Origin of the sequence: Granulicella rosea (assembly GCF_900188085.1) — a bacterium.
Classification (GTDB): Bacteria; Acidobacteriota; Terriglobia; order Terriglobales; family Acidobacteriaceae; genus Edaphobacter; species Edaphobacter rosea.
This window is the reverse complement of the sequence record NZ_FZOU01000002.1, coordinates 101,584-118,018: the sequence shown is the minus strand read 5'-3', so window position 1 is coordinate 118,018 and position 16,435 is coordinate 101,584. Positions and strand designations below refer to the sequence as shown.

Annotated in this window: 13 protein-coding genes; 7 read left to right on the top strand and 6 right to left on the bottom strand. The window is 63.9% G+C overall.

All coding sequences use genetic code 11. The features are described from left to right. Positions 1-37: 37 nt before the first annotated feature. The 3 genes from CHB87_RS06520 to CHB87_RS06510 all read right to left on the bottom strand — a co-directional run bounded on the left by CHB87_RS06520 (position 38) and on the right by CHB87_RS06510 (position 3,840). The gene (locus CHB87_RS06520) at positions 38-1,276 is read right to left on the bottom strand and encodes an ABC transporter permease (RefSeq protein WP_089407625.1); all 1,239 of its coding nucleotides are present in this window, start codon (positions 1,274-1,276) and stop codon (positions 38-40) included. 3 nt (positions 1,277-1,279) lie between these two features. Beyond that, positions 1,280-2,542 (bottom strand): ABC transporter permease, encoded by a 1,263-nt coding sequence (locus CHB87_RS06515; protein ID WP_089407624.1) that lies wholly within the window; start codon positions 2,540-2,542, stop codon positions 1,280-1,282. A gap of 140 nt (positions 2,543-2,682) precedes the next feature. Continuing rightward, complete coding sequence (locus CHB87_RS06510; RefSeq protein ID WP_089407623.1) at positions 2,683-3,840, bottom strand: VWA domain-containing protein; 1,158 nt, start codon at positions 3,838-3,840, stop codon at positions 2,683-2,685. A 70-nt stretch (positions 3,841-3,910) separates the two neighbouring features. Between CHB87_RS06510 and CHB87_RS06505 the strand changes: the two genes are divergently transcribed. Continuing rightward, positions 3,911-5,665 carry a SpoIVB peptidase S55 domain-containing protein gene (locus CHB87_RS06505; protein ID WP_089407622.1) on the top strand — a complete coding sequence of 585 codons (1,755 nt, stop codon included), beginning with the start codon at positions 3,911-3,913 and terminating at the stop codon, positions 5,663-5,665. Between the two features lie 119 nt (positions 5,666-5,784). Next, the gene (locus tag CHB87_RS06500; RefSeq protein ID WP_089407621.1) at positions 5,785-6,792 is read left to right on the top strand and encodes an NAD(P)-dependent alcohol dehydrogenase; all 1,008 of its coding nucleotides are present in this window, start codon (positions 5,785-5,787) and stop codon (positions 6,790-6,792) included. Positions 6,793-6,883: 91 nt separating this feature from the next. Here the strand turns inward: CHB87_RS06500 and CHB87_RS06495 are convergent, their stop codons facing one another. Next, the gene (locus tag CHB87_RS06495) at positions 6,884-7,489 is read right to left on the bottom strand and encodes a TetR/AcrR family transcriptional regulator (protein WP_089407620.1); all 606 of its coding nucleotides are present in this window, start codon (positions 7,487-7,489) and stop codon (positions 6,884-6,886) included. Positions 7,490-7,548: 59 nt separating this feature from the next. Here CHB87_RS06495 and CHB87_RS06490 point away from each other — a divergent pair, with 59 nt between their 5' ends. The 5 genes from CHB87_RS06490 to CHB87_RS06470 all read left to right on the top strand — a co-directional run bounded on the left by CHB87_RS06490 (position 7,549) and on the right by CHB87_RS06470 (position 14,329). Continuing rightward, positions 7,549-9,012: a TolC family protein gene (locus CHB87_RS06490; RefSeq protein WP_089407619.1), complete on the top strand. Its 1,464-nt coding sequence runs from the start codon at positions 7,549-7,551 to the stop codon at positions 9,010-9,012. After that, entirely contained in the window at positions 9,009-9,269 is a 261-nt protein-coding gene (locus CHB87_RS06485; RefSeq protein WP_089407618.1) for a YtcA family lipoprotein, read from the top strand. The genes CHB87_RS06490 and CHB87_RS06485 overlap by 4 nt, the downstream gene beginning before the upstream one ends. 10 nt (positions 9,270-9,279) lie before the next feature. After that, positions 9,280-10,479, top strand: coding sequence for an HlyD family efflux transporter periplasmic adaptor subunit (locus CHB87_RS06480; protein WP_089407617.1), 1,200 nt, complete (start codon positions 9,280-9,282; stop codon positions 10,477-10,479). Positions 10,480-10,485: 6 nt separating this feature from the next. Continuing rightward, a complete protein-coding gene (locus CHB87_RS06475; RefSeq protein ID WP_089407616.1) occupies positions 10,486-12,306 on the top strand; it encodes an FUSC family protein in 1,821 nt (606 codons plus the stop codon). A 130-nt stretch (positions 12,307-12,436) separates the two neighbouring features. Then, positions 12,437-14,329: a polysaccharide lyase family 4 protein gene (locus CHB87_RS06470; RefSeq protein ID WP_089407615.1), complete on the top strand. Its 1,893-nt coding sequence runs from the start codon at positions 12,437-12,439 to the stop codon at positions 14,327-14,329. A gap of 4 nt (positions 14,330-14,333) precedes the next feature. On the opposite strand, the gene CHB87_RS06465 is transcribed toward CHB87_RS06470, so the two are convergent. After that, positions 14,334-15,704, bottom strand: coding sequence for an ATP-binding protein (locus CHB87_RS06465; RefSeq protein WP_089407614.1), 1,371 nt, complete (start codon positions 15,702-15,704; stop codon positions 14,334-14,336). Between the two features lie 2 nt (positions 15,705-15,706). Next, on the bottom strand, positions 15,707-16,417 hold the full coding sequence (locus tag CHB87_RS06460) for a response regulator transcription factor (RefSeq protein WP_089407613.1): 711 nt from the start codon (positions 16,415-16,417) through the stop codon (positions 15,707-15,709). Positions 16,418-16,435 lie beyond the last annotated feature (18 nt).

Here is a 16,435-nt window from a genome sequence, read left to right as displayed (position 1 = left end):
AACAACAAAGGCGAAAGCGAAAGCAGCGGCGGGGACTCTACTCGTACCGCAGAGCTTCGATCGGGTCGAGCTTCGAGGCCTGCATGGCCGGGATCATGCCGCTGATCAGTCCCACGACGACCAGGATTACGGTTGCGACGATCACGCTGGTTCCTGAGATGAGCAGATGGATGTCCGCCGCGTCGGCGTCGGTCGCAATCGCGCTGTAGAGCGTGATCTTGCCGACCGAGACGGCGATCAGATATGCGAGCGCGATGCCGATGCCGCCGCCAAGGCCGGTGATGACCATCGCCTCCGACAGGAACTGCAGCAGGATATGGCGGCGGCGGGCGCCGAGGGCTTTTTCGACGCCGATCTCGCGCGTTCTCTGCTGCACGCTGACCAGCATGATGTTCATCAGGCCGATGCCTGCGATGCCGAGCGTCAATGCGCCGATGAAGCTCAGGAGCACCTGAAGGCCGAGCGAGATCATGCGGAACTGCGTGAGCTGCTCCATGATGTTGGCCACATTGACGGCCCTGCGGTCCGATGCACGGTAGTGGTGCGAGGCGGCAAGGGTCTTGCGCAGCGCCTGCTCGACCTCCATGTGGTTGCCGTTGTAACTCATCCAGATGCCGTCGATGTACTTGGTGTCCTTGATATCGCCCATGGTGGTGAGCGGTATGTTGATGATGCGATTCAGGTTGTCATCACCCTCCTGCATCTTGGCCTTCAGGACGCCGATGACCTGAAAGCTGACGCCGTTGACGTGGATCGTCTGGCCGAGGGCGTACATCCCGGAGAAGAGCTTGGTCTTGGCCTCGGAGCCGATGACGGCGACGTGCGCGCGGCTCTGCAGGTCGGCCTCGCTCATGGCGCGGCCCTGGTCGATGTTCATATTCTGGATGGTCTGCAGTTCGGGCTCGATGCCGTCCACCTCCCAGGTATAGGCGTGCAGGTCGTTGGCTACGGGCACGGTCTTCCAGACGATGGGCGAGGCGTGGATGACGCCGGGAACGGTCTCCTGGATATGTTCGACGTCGTCGCGGGTGAAGCGAACCTTGACGCCGGCCTTCGAACCGCCGGCCTGCTCGCTGGTCGTGTTCGGGAAGACGCCAATCTGATTGGTGCCGAACTGCGCGAAGATGTTTTCAAACGCACGCCCGAAGCCCGCGCCGTAGGCGAGCAGCAGCACGACGGTCGCGATGCCCCAGGCCATGCCGAAGACGGTGATAAGGGTGCGGCGACCGTTGTGCCGCATGGCCTCGAAGGCCTGACCGAGAATGTCTCTGAACATGGGTTAGTCCTTTCGCAGCGCTTCGACGGGCTCGAGCATGGCGGCGCGGCGCGCGGGGTAGATGCCCGCGACGACGCCGCAAAGCGTGAGGATGCCGACGGCCATCGCGGCCGACCAAGGCACCAGGCGGGGCGGGTCGAAGCCCATGTCGCTGTTCCCGACCGCGCCGCCCACCAGCGCCATGAAGGCGGCGGCTCCGGCGATGCCGACGGCGCCGCTGACGCCGGTCAGGGTAAGGCCTTCGAGGAAGAATTGAAAGAGGATGCTGCGGTTGGTGGCTCCCAGCGCCTTGCGCAGCCCGATCTCCTTCGTGCGCTCGGTGACGGTGACGAGCATGATGTTGACGATGCCTACCGCGCCGAGGGCCAGGGTGACGATGCCGACTCCACCGAGGAACATATCCATCGCGTCGAAGATGATGCCGACGGTGCGGTTGCTCTTGATGGTGTCCCACTCCTCGAAGGCATCTTTGTTCGCCGGATCGAAGCCGTGGCGGGCGGCGACGACGCGGTGGACCTCGGCCTTCGCGGTCTCGTTCAGGCTCTCATCGGTGGGCTGATAGTCGATGGCGTAGATGCCGTCGCGCGGTGCGTTGCTGTCGGTCGTCCACTGCGGAAAGAGCTGCATCATGGTTGTCAGCGGGATGTAGACCTTCTGGTTGTCGCCGTCGTTATTGCCGCGCCCAATGGATTTGGCGATGCCGATAACAAGGAAGCGAGCGCCGTTGATGGTGATGTAACTTCCGATCGAGGGCCGGCCGGGAAAGAGCAGCGCGTTGTTTTTCTTGCCCAGGACCACAACCTGGCGGCGATTCTCAAGGTCGTCGACGTTGAAGAAGCGTCCCTGGGCGAGGGGAAGATTGCGGATCTCGGGAAAGTTCAGCTCCACGCCCATCACCGGACCGCCGGCGCTTGAAAACTCGCTGACCTCTTTGAGGTTGCCGCGATTGTCGAGCGAGGTGAGGTTGCGCACATGGGGCGCGGAGGCACGGATCGCAGCCGCGTCGCCCAGTGTGAGGCGGTAGGGGCGCAGGTCGTTGTGCTGGCCTGGAATCGCGGGGATGTTGCCGCTGAACTCCATGATGACGTCGGAGCCGATCTCCGCCAGCGAACGGCGCTGGCCGGAGCGGAAGCCTTCGCCCAGACCGATCAGCAGCAGCAGCGACGCAACGCCCCAGGCGATGCCGAACATGGTGAGAAACGACCGCAGCTTGTTGGCGGTGATCGCGTCCCAGACCTGCTGGAGGATTTCGACGAACTCGTGCATGGAGGTTGATACGCAGACGATGGCGGATTCGTTCCGTTAGCCGTTTCGTCAACTCTCGGACAAGGGCAAGCAGCGGCAAAAGCCAATACGGGGGTCCTTCGCTTCGCTCAGGATGACGAGCTCTTTGGGCGGGACGAGACTTATTCCACCGGCAGCTTGGCCTTGTATCCGTCGCGAGCGATGATCGAATACTTGACCGGCTTGCCCTTCTCATCCTGCATTCTCAATGGTTTGCCCTCGTTATCCACAAGCAGCACCTTGATCTTGCGATAGGTGCCGTCGTTCTTGTTGTTCGTCGGCCGGTAGGTGAGGACGTACTGGTTGCGGATGGACTCGTTGATGCGGCCGAACATATCCGGCAGCTCGCCCTGGAAGACAGGCGCGAAGTATAGTCCGCCGGTCATCTCGGCGATGGTCTTCAACTGGTTCTGCGCCTGCAGGTAGTTCAGGTTGCGCATGCCGCCGCCGGTGGACATCTCGTGGACGAAGCCGCCGGTGGCGATCGTAAAGATGGTGACGTTGGGTGTGGTCTTGATCTTCGCCATCATCTTGTCCCAGGTCAGCTTCGAAAAGGTGTCGCGACCGGTGCCGATGAGGATGATGTACTTGCGGCCCTCGATGCGAGTGGTGCGGTCGAGCGTCTCGTAGAGCGCGTCGAACATGTTCGTGTCGGACATGCCGGGGATCATCAGCGTCTGCAGCGAGCTTTGGACGCGGGATTTGTCGTTGGTGAAGTCGGTGAGGATATGCGTGCGCATGTCGTAGGTGATGACGGCGACGTAATCGTCCGGACGCAACTGGCTGTAGAAGGTCGCCGACGCGTTCTGCATGTCGCGAATGAAGTAGTAGGAGTTGGCGGCGAACTCCAGCAGCATGACCGCCGTGATGGGCGCCTGGGTGACGCGGACAGTCTGGACCTCCTGCTCGACGCCGTCCTCCAGCACGAGGAAGTTGTTGGGGTGCAGGCCGGGCACGAACTGGTGCGTCTTGTCGAGGATGACCGAGACGTCGAGGTTTACGATGGGCACGTCGACGCGCAGCGAGTAGGTGTCGCCGTTCGGGTTCTTGATCTTCTCCTCGGCGGGCGCGGGGGGCGGCGGCTCGGGCGCGTCCTTGCTCTTCTTCTTCAGAACGATGGGTCCGTCGTCGGTCTGGGGTCCGGGCTCGGTGGTCTGGTCGGGCGTCTGCGTGGCTGGCTTTTGCTGGTTATCCTGGGCGTGGAGGCGCGATCCGGCAAACGGCGCAGCCAGGCAGAGCAGCAGAGCGAGGGACGAGAGTGGGCGGTATCGGGTCATCATCGGTATCAAAACTGTACTCCGTCCTGGCCAGACTTTGCTTAGATCGTTCGGGGTCTCTACTCTGATAGACGTGAAGACTTCGCGAAAGATTCTGGCGCGGCTTGGCGCGTGCCTTCCCCTGCTCTCGATCACCGCTGCAACCGCTTTCGGTCAGATGCCGGCGTTGCCGCCGAAGCCGCCGCGCGAGACGATCTTCTTCCCTCTCGCGGAGGTGCACCGCGGGCTGCAGGGCGTGGCCTACACCGTCTTCGAGGGCGTCGAGCCGGAGCCGATGGGGGTCGAGATCCTCGGCGTGCTGAAGAATGCCATCGGGCCGGGACAGGACATGATCCTGGCGCGGCTGCATGGGACCAAGGCGGAGTACACCGGGGTCGTCGCCGGCATGAGCGGCAGCCCGGTCTACATCGACGGCAGGCTGGTGGGCGCGCTCAGCTACCGCATCGGCCAGTTCAGCAAGGAACCCATCGCCGGGATCACGCCGATCGAGGCGATGCTGGAGGTGCGGGATCACCAGCAGCAGGGCGGCTCGCCCAGGGCCGCGGGCGAGGGCCAGCCAGAGGTGAAGCCGATCGAGACGCCGCTGGTCTTCAACGGCTTCAGCCAGGAGACAGTGGAGCGCTTCGGCGACCGATTCCGTGCGATGGGTCTGACGCCGGTCGCGGGCCTCGGCGGCGCGGACCCGGAGGCAAAGCAGCCGGAACCGATCGTGCCGGGCAGCGCGGTCAGCGCGATCCTGGTGCGCGGCGACCTCTCGATGGCCGGCACCTGCACCGTCACGTATCTGGACGCGAAGCAGTTGATGGCCTGCGGACACCCGATTACGCAGTACGGATCGCTTTCGCTGCCGATGACCAAGGCAAATGTCGTCGCGACTCTGCCTAGCCCACTGAACGCCTTCAAGATCGTCAACACGACCGAGACCGTGGGCAGCTTTACCGAAGATCGCGCCTCGGCGATCCTCGGGCGGTTCGACCGCACGGCGCGGATGATTCCCGCCTCGGTCGAGGTGCTGGCGCCAGGCAAGAAGCCGCACACCTACCGGTTCGAGGTGCTCGACAACCGGCAACTGACGCCGAACGCGATGCTGGTGAGCGTCTACCAGGCGCTGCAGGGGACGAACGATTCCGCCGCCGAAAACAGCTACCGCATGACCGGCGAGCTGACCACGCAGGGCTTCGCACCCGTGCGGCTGGAAGGCGTGATGGCGCCGAGCGATTTCAACCCCGGCGCCGTAGCCGCCGCGCTCTATATCAACGAGCGTTTCAGCCGGGTCTACGGAAATGCGCTGGAGCAGCCCGTGGTCACCGGTCTCCACCTGAAAGTGGAGGCGATTCCGGAGCGGCGGACGGCGGTGATCGAATCGGCCCGGCTGAGTCAGACCGAGGCCCGTGCCGGCGATACGGTCGAGGTGGAGGCTACGGTGCGGCCCTACCAGTCGAAGCCGATGGTCGTCCGCATCCCGGTGAAGCTGCCGTCGGATCTGAGCGCCGGGCAGATCCGGATTCTGGTCAGCGATGGCGGGACGCTCGACCGGCTGACCCAGCCTTCGGGCGCGCACCCAGCCGGTCTGGCGGATACGATCGCGCAGTTGAACCAGCTTCATCCGGGCGACCGCGTCTTCTGCACGCTGCTCGACCACGCGGCGCAGGCGGTGCTGGAGTCCGGCGCGCTACCTGGGCTGCCGATCTCGATGGCGAACGTGCTGGAGCCGCTGAAACAGACCCACGAGATGCAGTTGACGGGCGAGACGGTGGTGGCGGCGGGGTCGGCTGGGGTAGACTACGCTGTCACGGGAACGCAGATTTTGATGTTGACGATTCGGTAAACACAACTCCCTCCCAAACCGGTGCAGGAAATTGCATGCTGTGGAAGCCGGGTGTTGTAGCATCAAGTAGTCCGCGCCATCAATGAGAACGTCGCGCGCGTGGAAGGATAGTAAACGAGATGAACGACATTCATGGTCTGGCTGCACATGCGGCTGGTGCGCATCTTCTGCCGTATAAGTATGACGCCGGTGAGCTGAAGGCAAACGATATTGAGGTCAAGATCTCACACTGCGGCGTCTGTCACTCCGACGTTCACCTGATCGACAATGACTGGGGCCTGAGCAAATACCCCTTCATTCCCGGTCATGAGATCGTGGGCACGGTTACGGCGGTGGGGTCCGCGGTGATCGATCGCAAGGTGGGCGAACGTGTGGGGATCGGCTGGCAGGCGGATAGCTGCGGCATCTGCGAGTGGTGCCGGTCGGGCAACGAACACCTGTGCGCGAAGTCGCAGCCGACCTGCGTCGGCCGGAACGGCGGCTACGCGGATGCAGTGCGCGTGAACTGGCGCTTCGCCATTCCCGTGCCGGAGTCGCTCGAGAGCGAGAACGTTGCTCCGTTGCTGTGCGGCGGCATCACCGTCTATAGCCCGCTGCGCAACCACGGCGTGCGTCCGTCGTCGCGCGTGGGCGTGATCGGCATCGGCGGCCTGGGACACATGGGACTGCAGTTCGCCAAGGCCTTCGGCGCGGAGGTGACTGCGTTCTCCACCTCGAAGGAGAAGGAGGCGGAGGCTCGTTCGATGGGCGCGCACCACTTCGTCAACACACGCGATACGGGCGCGCTGAAGAAGGTCGCGGGCAGCTTCGACTTTCTGCTGAGCACCGTGAGCGCGGACCAGGACTGGGCGGGCTATATGGCTGCGCTGCGGCCGAAGGGCGCCTTCTGCGTCGTCGGCGTGGCGCCATCCCCGATCCAGATTCACGCCTTTGCGCTGATCGGCGGGCAGAAGTCGCTCTCCGGCAGCCCGACGGGCAGCCCTTCGGATCTCCACGAGATGCTGGACGTCGCGGCGCGGCACGGCATCAAGGCGATCACCGAGCGCTTCCCCATGGCGAAGGCCAATGAAGCGGTTGCGAAGGTGAAGAAGAACCAGGTGCGGTATCGCGCGGTGCTCGCCAACTAGGCAGCTTCAACGTCAGGAAAGAGGCTTCGGTTCCGGCTCGAAAGAGCTCGGAGCCGGAGCCTCTTTTTACGTGCGCTGAAATCGTCTGATCCTAACCGATGAGACGAAGCAGGACCGCCTCGACATCTTCGACGGCTCGCTGGCGGTTAAGACCGTAAGCCTTGGGGTGCGCGATGAGCAGGGCGGCTGTGCCGTGCAGGCAGGAGAGCATGCGCCGCAGCACCTCGTCGACGGCGTCGTCGGGGGTCTTTGGGGGCATAAGCTGACGCACCAGCTCGCGCAGGCCCGAGATGAACTCCCGGCCCAGCTTCTCTCGCTCGGTGACGACGGCCTGATCGGCATGGCGCACAAGGAAGATGAGCGCATAGTGATCGGGATAGGCAACGGCGAAGCGGACGACCGCCGCGAGGAATCGCCGCATCTTGTCCCACGGCTGCTGCTCGGCGTCGATCTCGGCGTTCATCCGCTTGGCGAAGCGCGCGTAGAGCTCGTTGCAGATGTGCTGGATCAAGGCTTCCTTGTTCGCGAAGTAGCGATACATGGCCATCTGAGAGCACTCGGCCTCCTGCGCGACGCGGCGCATCGAGAGGCTGTCGTAGCCGCCTTCGGAGAACAGCTTTGCCGCGGCCTGCACGATGCGGTCGCGGAGAGAGTCGGCTTTATCGGGTCCGGTTGAGGTCTTCCGCACGGTCTTCACATTTTTCAGTATACGCCGTACGCTTACGGTGTATACTCAATTCTGTTTACGGCGTATACATGAAGACGACAAACTCTCGAAGACGCGCTTTCCTTGGTTCCCTGCTCGCGGCGGGATGTTCGCTTGCGGCGTCGTCCCGCGCGCAGACGCATGACGCTTGCGGGCAGGCGGTCACCACGCGCGATGTGACTCATTGCCTTGCGAGCGCTCCACACGCACGCGCCTTGCCTGTGCTGGCTGCGGACAAGGTGTACACGCTGCCCGAGTTGATCGACATCGCGGAGATGGCGAGTCCCGAGGGACGGATTGCGTGGGCGCATGCGAAGCGCGCGATGGAAGAGGCCGGCGTGGCTCGCGCGCTCTACCTTCCCGTGCTGAGCTTCGAGGCGCAGGGCAGCGATCTGCGCGCGATCGTGCCCTTCCCGAAGCCGATTGCGCCGCGCGGATATGTGACAGTGGAAGAGCCCACCGCGGCTATCCAGTTGCAACTCGAGTACTCGGTCGTGGACTTCTCTCGCGGGGCGCGTGTGGATGCGGGCAAGGCCCTCGCGATCGGGTCGGCCTTGCAACTGAGCAGAACGAACCAGCGTATCGCGTATACGACCGCGGTGCAGTTTTATCGCACGCAGCTTGACGCCGGCAGGCTGGAGGCAGCGAAGACGATTCTGCAGACCGCGGAGACGCTGCTCGAAAACGCGCAGTCGCAGTACGACAACGGACGCGCGACGTTGCCCGATGTGCAGAATGCACAGGCCGGCGCGGCGCAGGCGCGGTTCGAACTCTCCTCCGCCGAGGGCGCCGTGCAGAAGTCGAAGCTGGCGCTGACGGAGACCATCGGCATCGAGCCCACCACGGAGATTCAGGTCGCTTCGCAGGCCCAGGGGGCGCCGGTCGATGAGACGGAGATGCATGTCGAAGAGCTGGTCCATAGTGCGTGGAAGACGCGGCCCGATCTGCTGGCTCGCGCACAGGATCTGCGGCATGCCAGGGATGCGGCCCGCAAGGCGCAGGCGGCGTATCTGCCGAGCCTGACGCTGGGCGCCACGGGCGGGCAGACCGCGCTGTGGCCCACCGCCGACTACGGCTTGCTGGGCCATGCGAGCGTGTCGACTTGGTCGGTCGAGGCGAAGCTGCGCTGGGAGCTCTTCAACGGCGCGCGCAAGCATGAGGTCGGCGCGGCGATGGCCGAAGAGAAGACCGCGGGCGAGGAGCAGCGAGCGGCGCAGGACGCGGTGACGCGCGAAGTGTGGCAGGCCTACGTCGACTACCGTACGGCGATCGAGCAGGAACGCTCGGCGGACAGCTTTCTGAAAGCGTCCGAGACCTCGTACGACTCGTCGCTCGATGCATACAAGTATGGAGTACGCTCGCTGGTCGATGTGGTGCAGGCGGAGCGCCAGCTTGCGCAGGCAAGGCTCGCCGCGGTGCAGTCGAAGGCGCAGTATCTGCAGAGCGCGATCACGCTGACCTATGCCACTGGAAGCCTGCTGAGCAACGACACGCTGCCCGGAGTAACCCCATGAACGCACGTACCTCTTCCCTGCTGCTTCTCTCCGCCGCTCCGATGACGGGTTGCAATCGCAACCCGAATGTGGAGATCGTCGGCTCTTACTTTCCCGGCTGGATGGTGTGCCTGGTCGCGGCGGTCGCGCTTGCGGGCGTTGTGCATGCGGTGCTGCGTTCGCGCCGCGCGCATCTTTCTATCGGCCACCCGGCGGCTGTCTATCCGGCCATGGTAGTGCTGTTTACGTGTCTTCTCTGGCTCTGCATCTTTGCATAGGACGACCTCCATGACGAACACAACATCGATGAACGAACAACGCAACAGGGGACGCATCTTCGGCTATGGCGTGATCGCGCTGGCGGCTGTCGCGCTAACGGTCTCGGCGCTGCAGGTCGACCGGCATCCGCGCACGGACGACGCCACGGTGCGGGCCAACGCGATCGCCTTCGCGCCAGAGGTACAGGGTCGGCTGACGCAGCTACTTGTGAAGGACGACCAGGTGGTGCATAAGGGCGACCTGCTCTTCCAGATCGATCCGCGTCCGTTCGAGCATGCGCTGGCCCAGGCCAAGGCTGAGCAGGCAACGCTTGAAGGTCAGATCGAAGATGAGCGCCGGCGCATCGCCGCACAGCAGAGCGCGGTGGGAGCGGCACGCGCCGGAGTGACAGGCTCGCAGAGCAGCATCAGCGCCTCGCAGGGCGCATATCTTGCGGCGCAGGCCGCGGAGGAGCGTGCGCGTGCGGCGCAGGTCTCGGCCGATGCGCAACTGCACTTCGCGCAGAACGACTACGATCGCCTGGCGCCGCTGCTTGTAAAGCACTACGTGACAACGCAGCAGATCGACCAGGCGCAAACCTCGGTGCGTGTGGCGCAGGAGGCTTCGCATCAGGCCGCGTCGCAACTGTTGCAGGCGCAGGCGCAGGTGTCGATGGCGCTGGCTGCGAAGCAATCCGCGAGCGCGGGCTTCACGGCCTCGCAGTCGAAGCTGGGCGAGGCGCAGCATACGGTGGATACGCTTGAGACGCTCGAAGCGGCGAGGCCCGGCAAGGCGGCCAAGGTGGAGCAGGCGGCGCTCGATCTGGAGTGGTGTTCGGTGCGTGCGCCGTTCGATGGATACGTGACCAACATGAACATCTCGCAGGGCGCGTATGCGCATGTGGGCACGCCGTTGTTCACGTTGATCGATACGAGCAACTGGTGGGTGCTGGCAAACTATCGCGAGTCCAAGCTGAAGAGCATACGGCCGGGCATGCATGTGCAGGTGTACCTGATGGAGCATCCCGGCCGCCGTTACAACGGTGTAGTGGATAGCGTGGGACGCGGCGTCTTTCCTGAAGATGGCGCGGTTGCGGGTGGTCTGCCGGCGGTGGATCGCACGTTGAACTGGGTGCATCTTTCGGCGCGCTTCCCGGTTCGCATCCGCGTGCTCGATCCCGATCCCGAGGCATTTCGCATTGGAGCGACAGCCATCACGGTGGTCCGCTAGGAGCGCATGATGGCGACTGAACGCGCACCGCGCAAGACTCTTGGCGATGCACTCTGGGGCGAGCTTGCACCCTTTCCCGGGCGGCTTGCCGGAAGCCTGCGCGATACGTTGAGCATCGTCGTCGCGCTGGTGCTGGCGGAGACGCTGCGGGTCAACGGCATCTCGCTCGCGCTGGCGTTGATCTTTTTGTTGCAGCGCGAACATCCTGGTCTGACGCTGCGCAGTGCGCTGCAACTGCTGGGTGGCGCGGTGGTCGCGCTGGGCCTCGCGCTGGTGTGGGTGCAGTTCACCGACGGGGTCGAGGTCGCGCGCTTCCTCGGCGTCGCCATCGGCGTCTTCTGCGCCGCGTTCGGCATGGCGGCCACGCGTTATCCGCTGTTCTTCACGATCTTCGGCTTCTATGGCTTCCTCGATCTATCGCTGTGGGATACGCATCGTTCGCCAACCGCAGTGGTCAATGCATCGCTGCAGAATGTAGCTTCGCTGGCGCTGGTGCTGGGCGTTTCAGTCGCGATGGAGTATGTCTTCGCGAGCAGGCATCCGGCGGAAGAGCTCTCGGAGCAACTGAGCAAGCGACTGCGGCTGCTGCATGACTTCTATACGGCGATGGCCGAGCCGGTCCACGATCTCACCCTGTTGAAGTCACTGCATGCGCGCATCGTGCAGTATGCGCATGCGGGCGATCTGCGGATGAACCAGCTCTACGAGGAGCTGCAGGGCAACACCCCCGCTGGGCTGCGCTTTCGCATCGGCCTGCTGACGCGTGTGCTCGAACAGAGCGCGCTGGTGGGGTATCGCAAGGCCGTGCCGACGGAGAGCGAGCGCGAGGCTCTGGCGGCGATCGCGGCGGCCTGTGCGTCCACTCCTCACGAGGCCTTGACGACCCTGCCCGCAAGCGCCTCGACTCGTCTGCGCGAGATCCAAGGCGCGCTGCGGCAGTATGCAGTCACCACGGCCTTGCCTGCGAGCATGGTGGACGATGGACACTGGCAGGGGCAACCATCGAGCAGCTTCTTTCTTCAGGATGCGTTCACCGCGCCGCAGGCGCTCTACTACTCGTTGAAGCTGACGTTGTCGGCGATGGTCTGCTACCTGATCTACAACGCGATTGCATGGCCCGGCATCATCACCTGCGTCGTGACGGTGTTGTTCACGGGGTTGAGCTCGACGGGGGCGATGAAACAGAAGCAGCTCTATCGGCTGACGGGCGCGGCGATCGGCGGGGCGATCGCTATCGCCACGGAGTCGTTCCTCTTTCCCAACATGGATTCGATCGCGACGCTGGCTCTGGTGGTGGCTGCGGTGACGCTCCTGGCGGCATGGGTGATGCGCAGTCCGCATGCGGGCTATACAGGCATTCAGATCGGCTTCGGCTTCTTTATCACGGCGCTGCAGGGCTTCAGCGCGGCGACACAGATTGCGCCGGCGCGCGATCGCGTCATCGGCGTGGCGCTGGGCATCGTGGTGATGTGGTTTGTCTTCGACCAGCTCTGGCCGACACGAAGCTCCGACGTGCTGCGTCAGATCCTCGCTCGCACGCAGGCGGCCACGGAACGGCTGCGCGGTCAGGCAGCTTCGCTTGAGGGCGTGCGGCCGGAGTCGCTGGCCGGCTGGCGCGCGGGCGTCTCCGCCGACCTCGGCAACATGCAGACCATGGGAGCTGCGTCCTACTTCGACTTCGGGCGGGCGCGACTGCGCGAACTGGCGCGGACTCGCAGGTTGACGCGCGAGATCGAGGCTTCGGCCGCCGCGTTTTACCTGGCGGTGGAACAGGCTCGAACGGAATCGTTGGAGAGCGAGCGGAGTCGGCCGAGCACTGCGCATTGATATGCCGAGGGTTGCGGGCGCGATGCATTCCGAGGGAAAATTTGTTTGCTTTTTGAAATATCGATAGGCAACAATACTCCGACTGTTGAACGGGCCGATCCGCCGTGCTGAGTCGACGGAGTTATCTTCCATGTTGCAACCTGCCCTGAAGCATCTTATCGCTGCGTGGACGCTGTGCATGCTTGCGTTCGTTCCGGCCCATGCCAACGTGCCGGGCGGCAGCGGCGACCTGCATGCCGTGACGCTCGCGCAGCATGGCGAGGAGTACGACCTGGCCAATGGCAATGTCTCGTTCTCGATCGATGGGCCGACGGCGACCATCGCCGACTTCCATTTTCACAAGGATGAACTGGTCAATCGCAATGGGCGTCACGATCAGATCTACTGGAGCATGGACGGCGGCGAATCGTACCAGAATCCCGGCCACTGCCAGTGCTTCGTGAAGACGAACACGCCCGACATGGTGGACGTGGGTTGCAAGGAGAAGTACACCGGCGCGCAGCCGCATGCGTTCGATATCGAGATTCATTACGTGCTGCGGCGCGGCGCCACGGGCATCTATGTGTACGCGCTGCTGAGCCATCCAGCGAGCTATCCCGCGACGAGCGTGGGCGAGTGGCGCGTGGTTTGGCAGACGCCCAGCAACGGCGGCAAGTGGCTGCTCGAAAAGATCTATGTCGACAACACGCGGCACTGGGTGATGCCCACGCCGGATGAGCTTGAGCATCGCATTCCGACGCCGATCAAGGAGATCTCTTTCTTCCGTAGCGGACCGTGGGCAAACCGGGGCGAGAGCAAGTACACCTATAGCGCGACGTACGAGGACATCGGCACATTCGGCTTCGCAAGCGACGTGAACAAGCTCGGCGCGTGGACCGTGCTCGGCGGCTTCGATTATTACAACGATGGACCGCGCAAGCAGGACTTGACCGCTCTCGACGGCGGCATGACGCATCACTTCGGCCGCAATCACTATGGCGATACGGGTATCCATGTGGACGCGGGCGAGGAGTGGTCGAAGATCTTCGGGCCGTTCCTCCTCTATGCAAATGGCGGCTCCGATGGCGATACGCTGTGGCACGATGCGCAGAAGCAGGCAGCCGCGGAACAGGCTGCGTGGCCTTACACATGGCTGACCGGCGTGCCGGAGTATCCGCCGGCCGCGCAACGCGGAGGCGTGCTTGGGACGTTCACGATTGCGGACAAACTGAAGCCTACGCAGACTGCCAAAGGCGCGTGGATCGGGCTCGCTCAGCCGCCGCCGGGTCTCGATTTTCAGTCGGAGACGAAGAACTATCAGTACTGGAGCCATGTCGCGGCGGATGGGACGTTCTCGATTCCGAGCGTGCGGCCGGGCGTGTATACGCTGTACGCATTCGTGGATGGCGAGGTGGGTCAGTATGTGCAGCGGAACGTCACGGTCACGGCGGGAACGGCCACGCAGCTTGGAAACGTGCAGTGGACGATTCCCCGCACCGGCGACTATCTCGCATGGGAGATCGGCAAACCGGACCGCGACTCAACCGAGTTCCATCATGGCAACGACTACTTCATGCCGTATCTGTACAAGGGCTTTGCGCTGGAGTTTCCGAACCCGCTCGTCTACACCGTCGGCGTCAGCAAGCCCGGCAGGGACTGGAACTACGCGCAGTCGAGCTATCGCAAGGACAAGGCCGATCCTGAGCCGTGGCGGTGGCGCATCGACTTCAACCTTGCACAGCTACCGGCGAAGGGCGATGCGAATCTCATCATCGCCATCGCTGGGTCAGACCGCGCGCATGTGCAGGTGTCGGTGAACGGAGATGCTCCGCTGACGACGTTTACGCCGGAGTTCGGTGGAGGCAACGCGCTGCTTCGTCAGGGTTCGCATGGTAAGTATTCGGTGAAGAATGTTGCGATCCCGGTGTCGAAGCTGCATGTGGGCAAGAACTCGATCGAGCTCGTGAACACCGACTATAAGCTCGAACCGAGTTATGTGATGTACGACTACCTGGCGCTGGAGATGCCGGGGTCCGAGCAGTAGCCGCTTATACTTCGGGAAATATCATCTGGATGGTTGTGCCGCCGTCGGCGCGGTTGATGGCGCGCAGGGTTCCGCCATGCAGACGCACGGCTCGCTCGGTGATGGCGAGGCCGACGCCGAAGCCTCCGGTGCTTGTGCTGCGCGCCTCGTCCACACGATAGAAGGGGCGGAAGATGAGTTCGAGTTCTGCGTCGGGTATGCCAGGGCCGCGATCCATGATCTCGATCATGGCCATGCGCTTCGCATCGCCAGCAGCTTCGCCGATGCGGATGGCGACCTGGGTGCCTGGGCCGGTGTAACGGATGGCGTTGCGCACGACGTTCTCGATGGCGCGGTAGAGCAGCTCCCAGTCGCCGCGGATCGTGCATGCGGCGTCCTGCTGCAGGAGCACGGTGCAGGGGCGGCGCTGGGCTTCGTACTCAGCATCGGGCAGGATCTGCTCGCAGATCTCGTTGAGCGATAGCGGCTTGAAGGTCGCCGTACTCTCGCGCGCCTCCATCGAGGAGAGCGTGAGCAGTTGGCCGATGAGCTGGTTGAGCTTCTCCCCCTCGCGCTCGATGCGGGCCAGATGCTCGCCAAGCTCCGGGTTGGCGTCCTCGCGTGCGAGTTCGAGCGCGACGCTGAGCCGCGAGAGCGGCGAACGCAGCTCGTGCGAGACGTCGCGCAGCAGAAGCCGTTGCGCGCCGACCAGCGATTCGAGCCGCTCGGCCATGTGGTTGAAGTCATGCACGAGCCCCTGAAACTCGTCCGAGTGCGACTGCAGACTGGCCGCCGGCGTCTGCTCGACGCGCACGGACAGGTTGCCCTCCGCCAGCGCACGCGCGGCCTTGCGTAGACGCACCAGCGGGCGGCTGAAGAGCAGAACCAGCACGAAGGTCGTGAGTCCGCCGACGGCGATGGCGACCGGCAGTTGCGGAAAGGCGAAGTGCATCAGGTTCACGCGGTGTTCGGGCCTGGTCGACGGAAGCTGGAACCATGCATATTCGTAACGCGCTCCGTCGAGGCCAACAACGGGCACGAACCAGACACTGCCATCCGGGGTCTGACGGCCATCGACGCGGTCGGGAAACCTGCCGGGATGCTCGGTCAGCGCGGGGGTGTTGGGAGTGCGGCAGATGACCTCGCCGTTGGCTTGCAGGAGCGCGGCGCCGGCGGGCTCGAAGCGCGCATCGGCGCGGGCGAAGCCGCTGCAACCGCCAGCCAGATAGTCGCGCATCGCAAGGTTGGCGTTGTGCTGGAGGTTGCTGTCGAGCGCCTCGGCGAAGTTGCCTGGGCCGGAGAAGCGCTGGCGCACGATGAGCGTGGTCGAGATGACGAAGATCAGACTCTGCGCGAGCCAGAAGATGGCGAATATCTTGAAGAAGAGGCCGCGCATGATCAGCTCCTTCCGCCGGCTGGGTTGCGGCGCAGGACGAGCTGATAGCCGGTTCCGCGCACGGTCTTGACGCGCTCTTCCCCGGCGACGTCTCCGGCAAGTTTCCGGCGCAGGCGGCTGACATGCATGTCCAGGCTGCGGTCGAAGGGATTGAACTTGCGGCCGAGCACCTCTTCGGCGAGGCTCTCGCGTTCAACCACCTTGCCGGGCGAGCGCATGAGCACTTCGAGCAGCGCGAATTCAATATCCGTGAGTTCGACTGATTCTCCGGCCTGACGTACGGTTCGTGCCGCGGAGTCGAGCACCAGGTCTTCGACAATGAGTTGTGGCGACTCGGCGCCGGCGGAGGGAGTCTCGCTGCGCCGGCGAATGGCGCGGATGCGCGCGAGCAGCTCGCGAGCGTTGAAGGGCTTGGCGAGGTAATCGTCGGCGCCCATCTCCAGACCGACGATGCGGTCGACGTCTTCGCCGCGCGCGGTCAACAGCAGCACGCTGTCGGTGGAGAAGGTGCGGATCTGCTTGAGCACCTCGAAGCCATCGAGACCGGGCAGCATGACGTCGAGCAGGATCATCGGCCAACTGCGGCTACGCGCGATCTGCAGCCCGGTATCGCCGCGATGGATGGAGTTGACGCGCAGCTCGTAGCGGCCAAGATACTCGGTCAGCATCTGGCAGAGCTCGACGTCGTCGTCGATGAGGAGAATGTCTTCCATGGATGTACGCCTTCCCAC

Bases quoted from the DNA above. Each gene is read 5' to 3' on its own strand.
- CHB87_RS06520 (WP_089407625.1), bottom strand. From the start codon at position 1,276: ATGTTCAGAGACATTCTCGGTCAGGCCTTCGAGGCCATGCGGCACAAC.
- CHB87_RS06515 (WP_089407624.1), bottom strand. From the start codon at position 2,542: ATGCACGAGTTCGTCGAAATCCTCCAGCAGGTCTGGGACGCGATCACC.
- CHB87_RS06510 (WP_089407623.1), bottom strand. From the start codon at position 3,840: ATGATGACCCGATACCGCCCACTCTCGTCCCTCGCTCTGCTGCTCTGC.
- CHB87_RS06500 (WP_089407621.1), top strand. From the start codon at position 5,785: ATGAACGACATTCATGGTCTGGCTGCACATGCGGCTGGTGCGCATCTT.
- CHB87_RS06490 (WP_089407619.1), top strand. From the start codon at position 7,549: ATGAAGACGACAAACTCTCGAAGACGCGCTTTCCTTGGTTCCCTGCTC.
- CHB87_RS06485 (WP_089407618.1), top strand. From the start codon at position 9,009: ATGAACGCACGTACCTCTTCCCTGCTGCTTCTCTCCGCCGCTCCGATG.
- CHB87_RS06480 (WP_089407617.1), top strand. From the start codon at position 9,280: ATGACGAACACAACATCGATGAACGAACAACGCAACAGGGGACGCATC.
- CHB87_RS06475 (WP_089407616.1), top strand. From the start codon at position 10,486: ATGATGGCGACTGAACGCGCACCGCGCAAGACTCTTGGCGATGCACTC.
- CHB87_RS06470 (WP_089407615.1), top strand. From the start codon at position 12,437: ATGTTGCAACCTGCCCTGAAGCATCTTATCGCTGCGTGGACGCTGTGC.
- CHB87_RS06465 (WP_089407614.1), bottom strand. From the start codon at position 15,704: ATGCGCGGCCTCTTCTTCAAGATATTCGCCATCTTCTGGCTCGCGCAG.
- CHB87_RS06460 (WP_089407613.1), bottom strand. From the start codon at position 16,417: ATGGAAGACATTCTCCTCATCGACGACGACGTCGAGCTCTGCCAGATG.